Genomic DNA, 14,583 nt, shown 5'->3' with positions numbered 1-14,583 from the left:
TTTAAGTGAGTTTTCCAAACCCCTTTTTGGTGAGTTTGGTGTCAAAATCTTGTAAATAGGGAATTTTTTGGCGTTGCAGTGCCACTTCGTTTAAATCCATTTCAGCGATAATGACTTCATTAAGCTTGGTGGCTTGTGCGATGATTTTCCCATTGGGTGCGATGATTCTTGAATCGCCGGCAAACTCTAGCGTTTGTTTTAATTTAGCATTCGTTTCTTCCCCACTATGGTTGCACGCACACACAAAACATCCATTTTCTAACGCTCTAGCTTTGCTCAATAAATCCCAGTTATAAGCTCTAGCTTTGCCAAACGCACTAGGATAAATTAAAACTTCCGCTCCTTGTAACGCTAAAAGATTCGCGCCCACGCCAAAGCCGATTTCATAGCAAATTTGCAAACCCACTTTCGTGCTAAAATCCCCAAAATCCAGCGTAAAAACCTTGTATTTTTTGCCCCTTTTGAAGCGCGATTTTTCATCGCCCCACAAATAAATCTTGCGGTGTTTTCCAACGATCCCGCCTTTTGGCGCAATGATATAAGCACAGTCGTAGAGTTTTTTATCCGTTTTTTCAATGCTACACGCCACTAAATGCACTTTATTAGATTTTGCAAAATGGCTTAACGCTCTCAACGACTCGTTTTTTAGCGTTTCCTTTCCATGCTCTATCGCTTTAAAATCTATCCCAAAATCCGCATCCTTATCATTCACGCAATAACCGCTGTCAAACAATTCCGGTAAAACAATGAGATTCGCGCCTTTGTCGTGGGCTTCTTTGGCCAGATTGAGCGCTAATTGCAGGTTTTCATTTAAGGCGTAGGGTTTGGATTGTATTTGAATCACAGCAGTTTTTAGGATTCTTTTAGCGAGATTTTTTGTTTTCAAGATCCACTCCCATTTTTGTTTTTATTGTATAGGATTAGAAATTAAAAGAGGGTTAAAGGGGTTAAAATCCACATGAGTTTGTGTCAAAACTTATCATTATTGTTTAAAAATCGTAACCACGCGCTAGAGAGCGAGCTCACAAACACGCCAATAAGAAAGATTAACCCATCAAAAAGATGCCAAAATAAAAGCGCTCCTAAAATGCCTAGTAAAACCACATACCCCCCTAAACGCCACGCATTAAAAGACATTTCCAAGCCCAGGGCGAATTTTTGGAATTTTTGCTTTTCTTCTTTTTCTCCTGAATTTTGTTTTCTTAAATCCAAACGCTTTTTAACGCCGTAATACGAAGACAACGCCACGATAAAAAACCCTAAAAACCCCCCTTCAAAATTCAAAACCCCTTGAAATGCTTGGAAAAAATAAACGATGATCGCACTAACTATTATATTAATAGAAAGTAAAATAAGCAAGCATTTGATTTGGCACATGGGCTTGTATTTATTTTGTTTTGTTTTGTGTGTATTTAGGGTCTTTGGCTAATTCTTCATAATCTTTTTGCATGTTTTTATAAGCTTTATAGACATTGAGAAAGCTCGCTAACACGCCCCAAATAACCCCAAGCCAAAAAAGCCACGAAACATGAGTGAGCTTTTTAAGCCCATAGCCTATAGCCACGCCCATAAGGATCGCTACCACCATAGAAAGCCCCAAGCTCAAATAATTCGCCCCCTCTATGAATTTATAATACTTTGGCTTTTTCAAAAATTCACACACCTTTTATGATTTCATCAAAACTTTCATCGGCTTTTGCAACCGCTAAATCAATCATCTCTTCAGTCATAGGCTCACAAATAAAGCCGGTTTCAAAGCTTGAACACGCCAAATACACGCCCTTAAAGAGCATTTTTTGGTGGAATTTTGCAAACATTTTCGTATCGCTTTTTAAAGCGTCATCAAAATTGCACACCGCATTTTCGTTAAAGAAAAAGCCAAACATACTCCCTCTATTGAGCGTCTCTAAAGCGATGTTATAGCTTTGAGCACTCTTTTTTAAACTTTGGGTCAAACGAACGGCTAAAGCGTTTAAGCGAGTATAAAGGGTTTTGTCTCTTTTGATTTTATAAAGCGTGCTCAACCCCGCACACACCGCTAGGGGGTTACCGCTTAATGTGCCTGCTTGATACACGCCTCCAATGGGTGAAAGCAAGTCCATAATTTCCGCACGCCCCCCAAAACACGCCAAAGGAAGCCCCGCGCCTATCACCTTACCAAAGGTTACTAAATCCGGCACAACGCCATAAAATTCTTGCGAACCGCTCAAACTCGCTCTAAACCCGCTCATCACTTCATCTAAAATCAACACCGCTTGGTATTTTTCACACAAAGCCTTTAAGCCCAGTAAAAACTCTTTTTGAGCCGGCACTAACCCCATATTCCCGGCAATGGGTTCAATAATGACGCAACCCACATCGCCTTTTTTAAAGCATTCTTCTGTGGAGTTTAAATCGTTATAACGAGCCACTAGAGTGTGTTTGCTAAAATCGTTCGGCACGCCTAAAGAAGAAGGAGATCCAAAAGTGGCACACCCGCTACCCGCTTTCACCAATAAGGAGTCGCTATGCCCATGATAGCACCCTTCAAACTTGATCAAATCGTCTTTTTGGCTATAAGCTCTAGCGAGTCGTATCGCGCTCATGGTCGCTTCTGTGCCGCTACTCACTAAACGCACCTTATCTAAGCCTTCATAACAAGAAATGATTTCCTTAGCTAAAGTGGTTTCTAATTCTGTGGGAGCGCCAAAAGAAGTGCCTTTTTTTAATACGCTAATAATATTTTCTTCAATCTCTTCATCAGCATGCCCAAAAATCAAAGGTCCCCAGCTTTGCACAAAATCTATATAATGGTTGTTATCCACATCATAAAGATACGCCCCCTTACCTTTTAAAATAAAAGGTGGAGTGCCTTCAACGCTCTTAAACGCCCTCACAGGCGAATTGACCCCCCCAACGATCACCTGCTTAGCTTCATTAAAATCATTAATGCTGTGCAACAACTCCATGATCTTTAATTATCCCTTAATCATGCTTTCAAATTGGATTTCCACTTGCGACCAAGTCAAGCCCTCATGAAAACTCTCGCATCGTTTAGCCAAGCTCGCTAATTCGTTTTTCAAGCCAAAATTCAATAAATCCAAGACCCCCTTAACCACGAACTTATCACCAGCAACCGTGTATTGCATAGGCACTTTCACCAACTTTTCATTCATCCTCACATAAGCCGTAAGAGAACCTTCATGATCGCCTTCTATCACATTCCTGAAAGTGACTTTAATGTTAGTGTTTTTAAAAAGAGCGAAAAAAGCTTCTTTAACATTTTTGTTTTTAGTGTCATCGCCTAAATTGACTTTCAAGCTATCCATGCTCGCGTTTGCCCCTTCTAAAAGGGTTTTTAAACTATCTTGAGATTTACCCAGTTTATAGGTGATGCTTTCAAAACTCCCATTTACTGGTGTTTTAGCCTTAGTTTTAAAGGCTGTCCATGTTACCTTAGCCGAAGATAAATCCAAATTCACCGCTTGCAAAAACCCTACTAGTAAAACCGGTACCAAAACCATTTTTTTCATTCATTATCCTTTAATGTGGTCTTATCAATAACGCTTATTATTTTAGTGTAAATAAGCACGCTTACAACTAAAACGATTCATTTTGATAATCATTTGCACTCTAAAGACGACTCAAGAGATACAATTGCGTTTATTTTAAACTCTTTTTGTAAATAATGCTGACTGAACCAAACTTTCTAAACCATTCATAAAAAGGTTAAAGTGCACAGCTATCCTTAAAGCTATAATCTTGAATACAGAAAAATTCACAGCGATCGGAGTTTAAGCCTGAAACCATCTTCGTGTAAATCGCCTTGCTTTAAAAGCTCATCCGCGCTAGGGCTAGAATAATGCTTGGCTAAAATAATGAAATAGGCGTTGTTATGCACCCCGATAAGGTTAGGTTGGAAATAAGGAAAAGTTTCAGGGTTTAAAATCCATGTCGCGACTTTGTTATACGCCACAGAGAGCCTTTTCCCGGCCTCACTACCCCACAAATCATACCCGTTCTCAAAAAGTAATTCGCCTGATATAGTTAGCGCAAGAAGTGCAAAATTGGTATAAGCTATCCCCTTAATGCCCTTTGTAGGGCCACCATGATAATCGCTCGTATCGCCCCTAGTGATCGCACTGGCAATAACCCCATTCTCATCTATGGCTTTAAATACCCACTCTTGCCACCGATTAGCGCTACTTTGCAAAAGGGCATGATCATCTAGCGCTAGCGCAGAGCTCACATCAAAGAGAATGCCCCACGCCCCATGGTTAGTGTTAAGAGCTGATTGAGAATACTGGTGCATCCGCTTAATGAAATCTTCATATTCTGGGCTAGGAAACGCCTTTTTGACAAACCAATAAGCCATGTTCATATAAGGCATGTAAAAATTGATATTATCCTCGCTCTGATAAGTATCTACGCTTTGAAGCTCTTTAGCCCAAGCGTTTAAAATTTCTATAGCTTTTAAGCCGTATTGTTTGTTTTTGCTCACCAAATAGCCTAGCGCTAAGTCATAAGACATGATGGCGGATTTTTTAAAACTCTTTGTGCATGCATCAGGCTCTCTAACTCCGGTAGAAGTGTAGTGTTTTGATGCGTTAAGTTGCGTGCATGGCTGTATTTTTTGGGAGAGCTTTTTATCAAGATGGAGTTTTTGGGGCAAGTCTGTAGATTTAAAATCCCTAAAAAAGTAATCTTGCTCAGCGTGAGCTTGAACGCAAATGCAAACACATATGAATAATAAAAACAAAACAAATCTTTTCATTTCTCGCCTTTCTTTTAATGGATTGGTTTAAAAATAGCGTTTTATGGTAACGCTTCCAACAACACAAATTTAAGCGCATGCACATTAAGAGCGCTAACCGCTGAAAGGGGTAAGACAAAGAGCGCTGATTTTTCATTGGGGTTATTTTCAAAATCGCTGGTTAAATGGGGGTGTAAAAACCCTAAATACGGCTCTAAACCAAACGCCTCTAATTTTTGCACTTCTAAGTTTAAAAAGGCGCAAAAATCCTTAGTCATCTCATCAATGTTTTCTACAACATCGCATTTATTGAGCAACACCCCAAAAGGCTTATTGGCCAAAGTGGGTGAAAATTTTTCCAACTCCAATCTCAAGCGTTGGTATTGCTCTTTAATACCTAAATCCAGCCTAGAAGCGTCTAAAACAAAGGCTAAAACTTTGGTGCGCTCAATATGCTTTAAAAAGCTAATCCCTAAGCCTTTTCCCTCACTAGCTCCTTCAATAATGCCAGGAATATCAGCCATTAGAAATCCACTTTTCTCATCCACGCTCACAACCCCTAAATTAGGCACTAGAGTCGTGAATTCATAATTAGCGATTTTAGGCTTAGCGTTGGAGATTGTGGAAATGAGCGTGGATTTACCCGCATTAGGGAAGCCAACTAACCCTATATCAGCGATGAGCTTTAATTCCAAACGCACGCATTTTTCAACCCCCTCCAAGCCTTTTTGCGCATAAGTGGGTTGTTGTTTAGTCGCACTTTTAAAATGCGCATTCCCTAACCCCCCCTTGCCTCCTTTTAAGGCTAACACCCTTTCTTTAGGTTCCACTAAATCAAGCCACAACTCATCATCTACAAAAACTTGCGTTCCTGGAGGCACAACAATGATCTTGTCTTCGCCCTTTTTGCCTGCGCAATTTCGTGTGCCTCCTGGAGCCCCGTTTTTAGCCTTATGGTGTTTGGTGCCTCTAAAATTCGCTAGAGTATCGGTATTATTATCCACTTCAAAATACACATCGCCCCCATCGCCCCCATCGCCCCCATCAGGACCTCCTTTGATGACAAACTTTTCTCGCCTAAAACTCACCATTCCAGGTCCCCCCTTACCCGAAGCGATGATGATTTCCACGCTATCTACAAACACAGCTTAAAAATCCTTTCTTTTATTCAGCAAATCTTTGCATGGATTTTTCCAAATGCGGCACCGCATTGAGTAATTTCTGCGTATAAGGGTGCTTTGGAGCACTTATCACGCTATCCACATCCCCCGTTTCTACGATTTGCCCTTGATTCATTACGATAATTTTATCGCTTATATGCTCCACCACCCCTAAATCATGGCTGATAAAAATATAAGTCAGCCCCATTTCTTTTTGCAAATCCAAGAGCAAATTCAACACTTGCGCTTGAATAGACACATCTAACGCAGACACAGGCTCATCGCAAATCACCACACTAGGGTGCAAAATGAGCGCCCTAGCAATGCCGATCCGTTGCCTTTGACCGCCTGAAAATTGGTGGGGGTAACGATCGATCCATTCTAATTTCAAGCCCACTTTTTGCATGATCTCTAGCACTTTTGTTTTGATTTCTTTTTTTGAAAAATGAGAATTTAAAAGCAAGGGTTCAGCGATGATCTCGCCCACTTTCCACCGAGGGTTTAGGCTAGAATAAGGGTCTTGAAAAATCATTTGCACCTTTTTGCGGTAATCAAACCAATCCTGTTTGCTAAAATGCAAATGGCGCTTACCATTGAAATAAATCGCCCCGCTATCTTGCCTTTCAATCCCGGCTAAAATTTTTGCTGTCGTGCTTTTCCCGCAACCGCTCTCCCCTACGATGCTTAAAACTTCATTTTGTTCCACTTCAAAACTAATCCCATTGAGCGCACAAATCACTCTTTTAGACTTGAATAGTCCCCTGTCTATCGCATAGGTTTTTTTCAATTCTTTAATTTCTAAGAGCTTCATCGTAACTCCTTTTGAAAACTCAAATAATCTATACTTTCATCCACGGTTTCTAAGCGTTTTTTGCGGTATTCTTTGCCCGGTTTAGGGATCGCGCTTAAAAGAGCTTTCGTATAAGGGTGTCTTGGATCAGCAAAAAGCTCTTTGGCGCTCGCTTGCTCCACCACATGCCCTTTATACATCACCACCACTTCATCAGCGATTTGCGCCACCACGCCTAAATCATGGGTGATAAACAAAATAGAAGTGCCTTTTTTTTGTTGCAACTCTTTCATCAATTCTAAAATCTGTGCTTGAATGGTTACATCTAACGCCGTCGTAGGCTCATCAGCGATCAAGATTTCAGGCTCACACACCATAGCCATAGCGATCATCACCCTTTGGCGCTGCCCTCCACTGAGATTGAAAGGGTATTCGTGGTATTTATCCCCTGCATGGGGAATGCCTACGCGCTCTAACTCATAGACCACCCTTTCTAAGCGTTCTTTTTTATTAAGGTTAGGGTGGTGGATTTTCAACACTTCATTGATTTGAAACCCCACCGTGTAGGAAGGGTTTAAGCTTGTCATAGGCTCTTGAAAGATCATGCCAATTTTTTTACCCCTGATTTCTTTTTGCATTTGCTTTTCTTTGAGCTGCAACAAATCCTGCCCTAAAAATTGAATGCTCCCCCCCACAATTTGACCGGGTTTTTCAATAAGCCCTAAAATAGAAAGCGAAGTGATGCTTTTCCCGCTCCCGCTCTCCCCTACAATGCAGAGCGTTTGAGACTTTTTCAAGCCAAAACTCACGCCATCCACTGCTTTATTCACGCCCTTATCGGTGAAAAAATAAGTTTTTAAATCTTTAACTTCTAAAATCATGCAAGCTCCTTTTAAGAGGCGCGTTTAGGATCTAAAGCATCCATGATGCCATCGCCTACCAAATTAAAACTCATAACCGTTAAAAAAATCATCACCCCAGGGAAAACAAGCATCCAAGGAGCGGTAGCGATATATTGCATGGAGTTAATAAGCATCGCTCCCCATTCAGGTTTGGGAGGTTGGGCCCCAAGACCTAAGAAGCTCAGTGCGGCCGCTTCTAAAACCGTGGAAGCAAAACCCATTGTTGTTTGCACGATTAAAGGGATAATGCAATTAGGGAAGATCACCTTACACATCAAACGAAGATGCGAAGAGCCATTGATTTTAGAAGCGATCACATATTCTTTTTCTTTTTCGCCCAACACGGAACTACGCACCAATCTTGCAAATCCAGGAATCCCTACAAACCCGATAGCGAGCATGGCGTTAGTGAGCGAAGGCCCTAACACAGCGACCACAATCACGATCAATAAAATAGAAGGCAAAGCGAACATAATGTCCATGATACGCATGATAATTGCATCTGTTTTCCCCCCAAAATACCCCGCTATTAGTCCTAGTATCGTGCCAAAAAACACCGCAATCCCCATAGAAACAATCCCTATGGTCAAAGAAATCCTAGCCCCATAGATCAAGCGGCTCAAAATATCGCGCCCCAAATCATCGGTGCCTAAAAGGTATTTAGCATTCCCCCCATGCTCCCATATGGGTTTTAAAAGGCGATCCTGCGCGTTTTGTGCATAAGGGTCATGCGGAGCCAAAAGGGGCGCAAAAATCGCGCAAACCACCAATAAAAGCACAATCCATGTGCCAACTACTGCCGCCTTATTTTTTTTGAATTGTTGGATAAACTCTCTAAAAGACTCCATTATGACAACCTTATTCTGGGATCAATAAAAGCGTATAAAATATCCACCAAAAGATTAGCCCCAATATACATCATGGCAATAATCAAAGACATGGACTGGATAATCGGGAAATCGCGCTGGTTGAGCGCATTAACGATCCACTTACCAATCCCAGGCCATGAGAAAACCGTTTCAGTTATCATGCTCCCCCCTAAAAGCCCGGCCAACATCAAGCCTGCGATAGTCGTTACAGGGATTAAGGCGTTACGCAAAGTGTGCACAAAAATCACCCTAAAGGAGCTACACCCCTTAGCTTTAGCGGTGCGCACATAATCTTCTTTAGACACTTCCGCCATGCTCGCGCGAGTCATTCTGGCAATAACAGCGGTAGAAACCGTGGCTAACACAATGCTAGGCAAAATCAAGTGCTTGATGGTATCCACAAACGCCCCATAATCCCTTGCGATCAAGCTGTCTATCAAATAAAAACCTGTGGGGCCATCTAAATAATACACATCGCTCAAGCGCCCAAAAACAGGCAACCACCCCAATTGCACGCTAAAGATATAAATCAGCATGAGCCCTAGCCAAAACACCGGCATAGAAATCCCGGCTAAAGCGAAAGTCATGCTGGAATAATCAAATACGCTATAGCGTTTGATTGCGGCTAACACGCCAACACTGATACCTAAAACAAGAGCCATAAACAGAGCGATCAAAGCCAATTCCACCGTAGCCGGGAATCGTTGCAAAAATTCATGCATCACAGGCTCACCGGTCATGATAGAAGTGCCAAAATTGCCATGTAACACATTATTGATAAAGAAAAAATACTGCTCTATCAAGGGCTTATTCAAACCAAATTGTTCCCTTAAAGCGTCAATAGCGGCTTGATTGGCCTTTTCGCCTAAAATCACTAACGCCGGATCTCCTGGCACTAAATGCACCATCATAAACACAATGATACTCACCCCAAACAGCGTGGGGATCGCCCACAAAATACGCTTGATGATAAAACTCAGCATACAACCCCTTTTACTTTTCTATATACACTTTGAAGAAGCGATTCACGCTCACTCCAGTCGTTTTATAGCCTTTAACTTTAGACAAGTGCGGCACCACCGAATAAGGGTAGGCTAAAGGGACATAAGGCGCATCTTTATGGATAATTTCTTGAGCCTTTAAATAAAGGGCTTCCCTCTCTTTTTGATCAAAAACCCGTTTAGCCTTTAAAAGAAGATCTGAAAAGGCGTCGCTCTTATAAAAGGAACCATTTTGAGTGGGTATAGCTGAGGCTGCTTGCTTGCTCCATAAGGTGTATAAGAAATTATCCGGATCCGCAATGTCTGCCATCCAGCCTGCAAACGCCATTTCATGCTCGCCTAAGCCCGTTCTTTTCAAATAAGCCCCCCATTCATACACTTCAATTTTCACATCAATGCCAATTTTAGCCAAGCTCGCCTGTATGAACACCGCTCCTTTTGGGTTACGCGTAGCAGTGGTAAAAATGGTGGTTTTAAAGCCGTTAGGATACCCCGCTTGTTTCAATAACTCTTTAGCTTTTTTCAAATCGTATTCATAGGGTTTGATGCTGTAGTTATAACCCCATATGGTGGGCGGGAAAGGATTGACCATTTTTTGGGCAAAGCCTTCATAAATCACCTTAATGTAATCATCCACATTAATGGCATGATTGATAGCTAAACGCACCAAAGGGTTGCTAAAATACTTTTTTTGCGTGTTCAATGAAAGCCAGTTGGCGATTAGTCCAGGGCTTTTATCCACCACGACATTAGGAAGTTTTTCTAACTGCTCCACTTCATTGAGATTAGGCCCGGTCATGAGCATGATTTCGCCGGTCCGCAGTGCCAAAGCGCGAGTGGAAGAATTAGGAATGGTGCGCACCACCACCTTATCCAAATAAGCTTTAGGCCCCCAATAATCCTGATTTTTTAAAAGAATGATTTTTTCATCTTTATTCCACAAAAAGAATTTGAAAGGCCCTGTCCCAACAGGTTTTTTAGCCAACTCGTCTTTTTTATTATTTTGTTCTAAATAATCAGCGTAATCCTTACTCAAAATACTCAAAAAGTCCATGCCTAAATTGGCTAAAAATGGGGCTTCTGGCCCATTAAGGGTGAATCTAATCGTGTAATCATCTAAAGCTTCAATGCTCTTAATAATGTGAGACATGCCCATGCCTTCCCAGTATTTATAGCTTTTAGCCCCTGGGCTATAGTATCGTTTAGCCTTATCCATCTGGCGCTCAAACGAAAACAGCACATCTTTAGCGCTAAACTCTACTTTTTTATTCCAATACTTCGTCTGGTGGAAATAAACCCCTTTGCGTAAATGAAAGGTATATACAAGACCATCTGGGGATATTTCCCAGCTTGTCGCTAAGGCCGGTTCAATTTCTGTGGTGCCGTATTTGAATTGCACGAGCGTGTCATAAATATTGCCCGTTGCCACATAGCTTTCGCCATCAGTCACTAAGGCAGGATCCATGCTTGAGCCATCAGCGCCTCTAGCAAAAACTAAAACGCCTCCAAAACGCTTTTGCTCTTCAACAGAAACACTTTCTTTAGAGGGATTAAGAGTAGCGTTTGGGCTTTCTGAAGCTTTCAAAAAGAACCCAAACAACAAAAGAAAAAAAACAAACCCTTAACAAAAACATTATTCATAAACCAATCTCCACAACGAATTCTATAAAGGATAGAGATCTAAATTATAAATATTTTATTGCGTTTATAGGTGTTTAACAAACACCTAAAAGTTTAATTGACCTTTAAAGGTTACGCTACTCCCCAAAATTTTGACTAACCACAGAAACCTTCTTGCGGTTTCTGTCTTTATGCTCAAACTTCACAACGCCATCTATGAGCGCGTATAAGGTATGGTCTTTCCCCATGCCCACATTATTACCTGGATGCATTTTAGTGCCTCTTTGGCGCACGATAATATTCCCTGCTCTCACAAACTCTGAGCCAAATTTTTTCACGCCTAAGCGTCTTCCTGCAGAATCTCTGTTATTCTGCGTGCTCCCTTGACCTTTCTTGTGTGCCATTGTTTAATACTCCTTTATGCTACAATTTTAGTGATTCTAACGCGAGTGAAATCTCTTCTAAAACCACGCTTGGTTTTGCTGTCTTTTCGGCGGCGTTTTTTGAAAGTGATGACTTTTTTGCCACGCCCTTCATTGATCACTTCCGCTTCAATTTTAGCCCCATTCACAAAGGGTTTCCCGCAAGAGAGCTTGCCCTCCTTGGATACGGCTAACACTTCCACTAATTCCACTAAAGTCTTAGGCTCTTTATTCATTTTATCCAGTAAAACAATATCGCCTTCAACGACTTTATATTGCTTACCGCCATGCTTGAATATTGCGTATGACATTTCTACTTCCTTAAAAATTGAACGCTCTTTTTAAAATAAACGCTTATTATAGTGAGTATTTGCTAAAATTTAACTTTAAATTTAAATTAAATTCATATTGAAAGATTTTTTTTACTCAAAATAACCCCATATTAATCCGCCATTATTATTATCCGCCATTATTACCCCACTCAAACCATTCACCATTGTTATCAACTTGTTTTGGAATACTTTTAGCTTGTTTGTTAAAAAACCAATCAAGGATTTGATCATGCGCGTTACCTTTGGCTCGAAATACAACCAAATGAACAACTATCAAAACGCTTTACAAAACAAAATCAACGACGCTAACACGCAGATAGCTTCAGGGCTAAAAATCCGTTATGGTTATCAAAACAGCGGCATTAACAACCAGAATTTAAAATTCCAATACGAAGAAAACACCTTAGATCAAGGCATTGATGTGGCTCAAAACGCTTACACTTCAACGCTCAATACCGACAAAGCCTTGCAAGAATTTTCTAAAACGATGGAGGCTTTTAAAACCAAGCTCATCCAATCCGCTAACGATGTGCATTCAGAAACTTCTCGCACCGCTATCGCTAACGATTTGGAACGCTTGAGGGAGCATATGATGAATGTCGCTAACACCTCTATAGGGGGGGAATTTTTATTCGGGGGCAGCAAGGTGGATAGACCTCCCATTGATAGCGAAGGGAAATACCATGGCAATGGCGAAGATTTAAACGCACTAATCAGCTCTGATAACCTTGTGCCTTATAATATCAGTGGGCAAGATTTGTTTTTAGGCACAGATAAAGACAAGCACAAACTCATCACCACCAACATTAAATTATTCAATCAAAACAAGCTCCACCCTGATGTGATGGACGCTTTAGAGCATTCTTCATTACCTGAAGAAGTTTTTATTAAACCCAGCGATACCTTGCGAGAACTTATCGGCGATAACGATAAAGACCCCACCAATGACCCTAAAGAGTTTTTTTATTTGCAAGGCATTAGGCCTGATGGCTCTAGTTTTAAAGAAAAATTCGCGCTGGATAAAGCTTATCAAAATCGAGAAAGCGCGACTAAAGTGAGCGATTTGTTGGATAAAATCGGTCATGCTTACGGGAACACTTCGCAAAATAAAGTCGTGGATGTGAGTTTGAATAATTGGGGGCAAATTGAGATTAAAGACCTAACGCCTGGCAGTGAAAATTTGGATTTTCATTTGATCTCTAGCGATGGGGATTTTGATGATTTAGACGCCTTGCGTTCGAGCGGTAAAAGGGTTACTGAATATGTCAAAAGCGCGTTTGTAACTGATAGGAGCTTGAGCCAAGTTAAAGCGGTGCCCAACATGTATAATCCTAAAACGCTTGAAATCCCTAGCGTGTTTGTAACTAAAGACAATGTTTTAGCCAACAAAAACACTAAATTGAGCGAGATTTTTGGCAATAGCGTGGAAACTTTAAAAATCAATGCCAGCCGTTTGGACAATTCAAGCGCTATTAAAATCCCAAATCTCCCTATTGGTTTGGATATTCCCATTCTTTTGGATGTGAAAAATTCTACGATTAAAGATTTGAAAGATGCGATTAAAGAACGCTTTAATAATGAAGTGGATGTGGAAATTGAAACAAATGGGCGTTTGAGGATCATTGACAATTCTTCTAACCAATCGCCTATTTCTTTGGTTTTAAGCACCTTAGACCAAAAAGGGCTAGAAGTGGCCGGTATCCCTACTAATAATGCGAGCGAATACCAAAAAACCTATTTCAATAAAGAAGGGGCAAAATTAAAAAGCAATGCCGCTCAAATCGCTCAAAATGGCGCGGCTAATGGCTCTACTAAACTGAGTGAAGTCTCTAAGGGGAATTTAGAAAACAGCGTTTTCAACATGAAATTAAACGATGTGAATGGCTTGTTTTTAAAAGTGCAAATGATCTTGGATAATAATGGGGCTTTTTTGAGTTTGCCTAATGGCATTAAAATCCCGCTTTATGACCCCACAACCGCTGATATTCAAGCTTCTAAACCCAATGAAGTCACTTACAGGCAACTTATGGATGCGATGAGTATCGCGCTCAATTACAGCAATACTGACCCTACAATCTACCAACAAATCAGCGATAACCCTACTTCAAAAGAAAGCAAGGAGCGATTTATTGAATTGTTAAAACAAGCTAAAGACAACCTTTCTGTTAATTTGAATGAAGAGGGAAAAGTCATTATCCAAGACAACATGCATTCAAACACCAAAATGCAGTTCATGTTTTTTGATAAAGACGCGAATGATTTTTCTCAAAACGCCTTGCACAGCGACAAACCAAGCCTTAAATTAAACGCCAATAACGCTCTAATTATTGACAAGCCAAGCGTGAATTTTTTTGATCAATTAGAAAATATCATCACTTCTGTAAGGAAAGGGATTTATCGCCCGGACGCTTTAGGGGATACTTATTCTAGCGACATGCGTAATTTAGGCATTCAAAACGGCATCACCCTTATAGATCACTTGAGCGATCACATAGAAAAAATGATCGCTAAAAACGGCACTCATGGTAAGGCGTTTGAAAACATTATCAGGCGTAATGAAGTTTTAAAAACGCAAGTTCAAAGCATTCGTGGGGAAACGACTGGTGCTGATATGGCAGAAACTTACAATAAATTTTCCAATCTCACTAACAACTATAACGCCGTGTTGGCTTCCACGAACAAAATCAATAATTTGTCTTTAACGAAATATTTGTAATCTTTTGGTGGTTTTTAAGCGTTCTAAAAAGAGACATTT

Annotated in this window: 14 protein-coding genes and 2 pseudogenes; 1 reads left to right on the top strand and 15 read right to left on the bottom strand. The window is 40.7% G+C overall.

Annotated features, from left to right (window positions below; translation table 11 throughout):
• Position 1: 1 nt before the first annotated feature.
• The 15 genes and pseudogenes from AA974_RS01360 to AA974_RS07990 all read right to left on the bottom strand — a co-directional run bounded on the left by AA974_RS01360 (position 2) and on the right by AA974_RS07990 (position 12,090).
• Entirely contained in the window at positions 2–886 is an 885-nt protein-coding gene (locus tag AA974_RS01360) for a carbon-nitrogen hydrolase family protein (protein ID WP_064433098.1), read from the bottom strand.
• Between the two features lie 83 nt (positions 887–969).
• Complete coding sequence (locus tag AA974_RS01355; RefSeq protein WP_064433097.1) at positions 970–1,377, bottom strand: hypothetical protein; 408 nt, start codon at positions 1,375–1,377, stop codon at positions 970–972.
• Positions 1,378–1,387: 10 nt separating this feature from the next.
• A complete protein-coding gene (locus AA974_RS01350) occupies positions 1,388–1,651 on the bottom strand; it encodes an AtpZ/AtpI family protein (RefSeq protein WP_001885479.1) in 264 nt (87 codons plus the stop codon).
• Between the two features lie 4 nt (positions 1,652–1,655).
• The gene (gene hemL / locus AA974_RS01345; protein WP_064433096.1) at positions 1,656–2,948 is read right to left on the bottom strand and encodes a glutamate-1-semialdehyde 2,1-aminomutase; all 1,293 of its coding nucleotides are present in this window, start codon (positions 2,946–2,948) and stop codon (positions 1,656–1,658) included.
• A 9-nt stretch (positions 2,949–2,957) separates the two neighbouring features.
• The gene (locus tag AA974_RS01340; RefSeq protein WP_064433095.1) at positions 2,958–3,512 is read right to left on the bottom strand and encodes a YceI family protein; all 555 of its coding nucleotides are present in this window, start codon (positions 3,510–3,512) and stop codon (positions 2,958–2,960) included.
• Positions 3,513–3,757: 245 nt separating this feature from the next.
• Entirely contained in the window at positions 3,758–4,753 is a 996-nt protein-coding gene (locus tag AA974_RS01335; RefSeq protein WP_064433094.1) for an alginate lyase family protein, read from the bottom strand.
• 41 nt (positions 4,754–4,794) lie between these two features.
• Positions 4,795–5,877: a GTPase ObgE gene (obgE, locus tag AA974_RS01330; RefSeq protein ID WP_064433093.1), complete on the bottom strand. Its 1,083-nt coding sequence runs from the start codon at positions 5,875–5,877 to the stop codon at positions 4,795–4,797.
• Between the two features lie 19 nt (positions 5,878–5,896).
• Complete coding sequence (locus AA974_RS01325) at positions 5,897–6,703, bottom strand: ABC transporter ATP-binding protein (RefSeq protein ID WP_064433092.1); 807 nt, start codon at positions 6,701–6,703, stop codon at positions 5,897–5,899.
• Entirely contained in the window at positions 6,700–7,563 is an 864-nt protein-coding gene (locus tag AA974_RS01320) for an ABC transporter ATP-binding protein (RefSeq protein WP_064433091.1), read from the bottom strand. Before AA974_RS01320 ends, AA974_RS01325 begins: the two co-directional genes overlap by 4 nt.
• 11 nt (positions 7,564–7,574) lie before the next feature.
• Complete coding sequence (locus AA974_RS01315; protein ID WP_064433090.1) at positions 7,575–8,432, bottom strand: ABC transporter permease; 858 nt, start codon at positions 8,430–8,432, stop codon at positions 7,575–7,577.
• The gene (locus AA974_RS01310) at positions 8,432–9,436 is read right to left on the bottom strand and encodes an ABC transporter permease (protein ID WP_000947985.1); all 1,005 of its coding nucleotides are present in this window, start codon (positions 9,434–9,436) and stop codon (positions 8,432–8,434) included. Before AA974_RS01310 ends, AA974_RS01315 begins: the two co-directional genes overlap by 1 nt.
• 10 nt (positions 9,437–9,446) lie before the next feature.
• A pseudogene (locus AA974_RS01305) lies at positions 9,447–11,095 on the bottom strand (ABC transporter substrate-binding protein).
• Positions 11,096–11,211: 116 nt separating this feature from the next.
• Positions 11,212–11,478 (bottom strand): 50S ribosomal protein L27, encoded by a 267-nt coding sequence (gene rpmA, locus AA974_RS01300; RefSeq protein ID WP_000940618.1) that lies wholly within the window; start codon positions 11,476–11,478, stop codon positions 11,212–11,214.
• A 14-nt stretch (positions 11,479–11,492) separates the two neighbouring features.
• Entirely contained in the window at positions 11,493–11,807 is a 315-nt protein-coding gene (gene rplU, locus AA974_RS01295; protein ID WP_064433089.1) for a 50S ribosomal protein L21, read from the bottom strand.
• A 92-nt stretch (positions 11,808–11,899) separates the two neighbouring features.
• Positions 11,900–12,090, bottom strand: a pseudogene (locus AA974_RS07990) (hypothetical protein).
• On the opposite strand from AA974_RS07990, the gene flgL reads away from it, so the two are divergent.
• The gene (gene flgL / locus AA974_RS01290) at positions 12,058–14,544 is read left to right on the top strand and encodes a flagellar hook-associated protein FlgL (RefSeq protein ID WP_064433088.1); all 2,487 of its coding nucleotides are present in this window, start codon (positions 12,058–12,060) and stop codon (positions 14,542–14,544) included. The pseudogene AA974_RS07990 and the gene flgL sit on opposite strands and share 33 nt — an antisense overlap.
• The last annotated feature ends 39 nt before the right edge of the window (positions 14,545–14,583 follow it).

The organism is Helicobacter pylori (genome assembly GCF_001653475.1).
In the GTDB taxonomy this organism is placed as follows: domain Bacteria; phylum Campylobacterota; class Campylobacteria; order Campylobacterales; family Helicobacteraceae; genus Helicobacter; species Helicobacter pylori_CM.
Note: the sequence above shows the minus strand (reverse complement) of the source record. Positions and strands in the feature narration are given on the sequence as shown.

Coding starts and splice junctions, on each gene's coding strand:
- AA974_RS01355 (WP_064433097.1), bottom strand. CDS start 1,377: ATGTGCCAAATCAAATGCTTGCTTATTTTACTTTCTATTAATATAATA.
- hemL (WP_064433096.1), bottom strand. CDS start 2,948: ATGGAGTTGTTGCACAGCATTAATGATTTTAATGAAGCTAAGCAGGTG.
- AA974_RS01340 (WP_064433095.1), bottom strand. CDS start 3,512: ATGAAAAAAATGGTTTTGGTACCGGTTTTACTAGTAGGGTTTTTGCAA.
- AA974_RS01335 (WP_064433094.1), bottom strand. CDS start 4,753: ATGAAAAGATTTGTTTTGTTTTTATTATTCATATGTGTTTGCATTTGC.
- AA974_RS01325 (WP_064433092.1), bottom strand. CDS start 6,703: ATGAAGCTCTTAGAAATTAAAGAATTGAAAAAAACCTATGCGATAGAC.
- AA974_RS01320 (WP_064433091.1), bottom strand. CDS start 7,563: ATGATTTTAGAAGTTAAAGATTTAAAAACTTATTTTTTCACCGATAAG.
- AA974_RS01315 (WP_064433090.1), bottom strand. CDS start 8,432: ATGGAGTCTTTTAGAGAGTTTATCCAACAATTCAAAAAAAATAAGGCG.
- AA974_RS01310 (WP_000947985.1), bottom strand. CDS start 9,436: ATGCTGAGTTTTATCATCAAGCGTATTTTGTGGGCGATCCCCACGCTG.
- rpmA (WP_000940618.1), bottom strand. CDS start 11,478: ATGGCACACAAGAAAGGTCAAGGGAGCACGCAGAATAACAGAGATTCT.
- rplU (WP_064433089.1), bottom strand. CDS start 11,807: ATGTCATACGCAATATTCAAGCATGGCGGTAAGCAATATAAAGTCGTT.
- flgL (WP_064433088.1), top strand. CDS start 12,058: ATGCGCGTTACCTTTGGCTCGAAATACAACCAAATGAACAACTATCAA.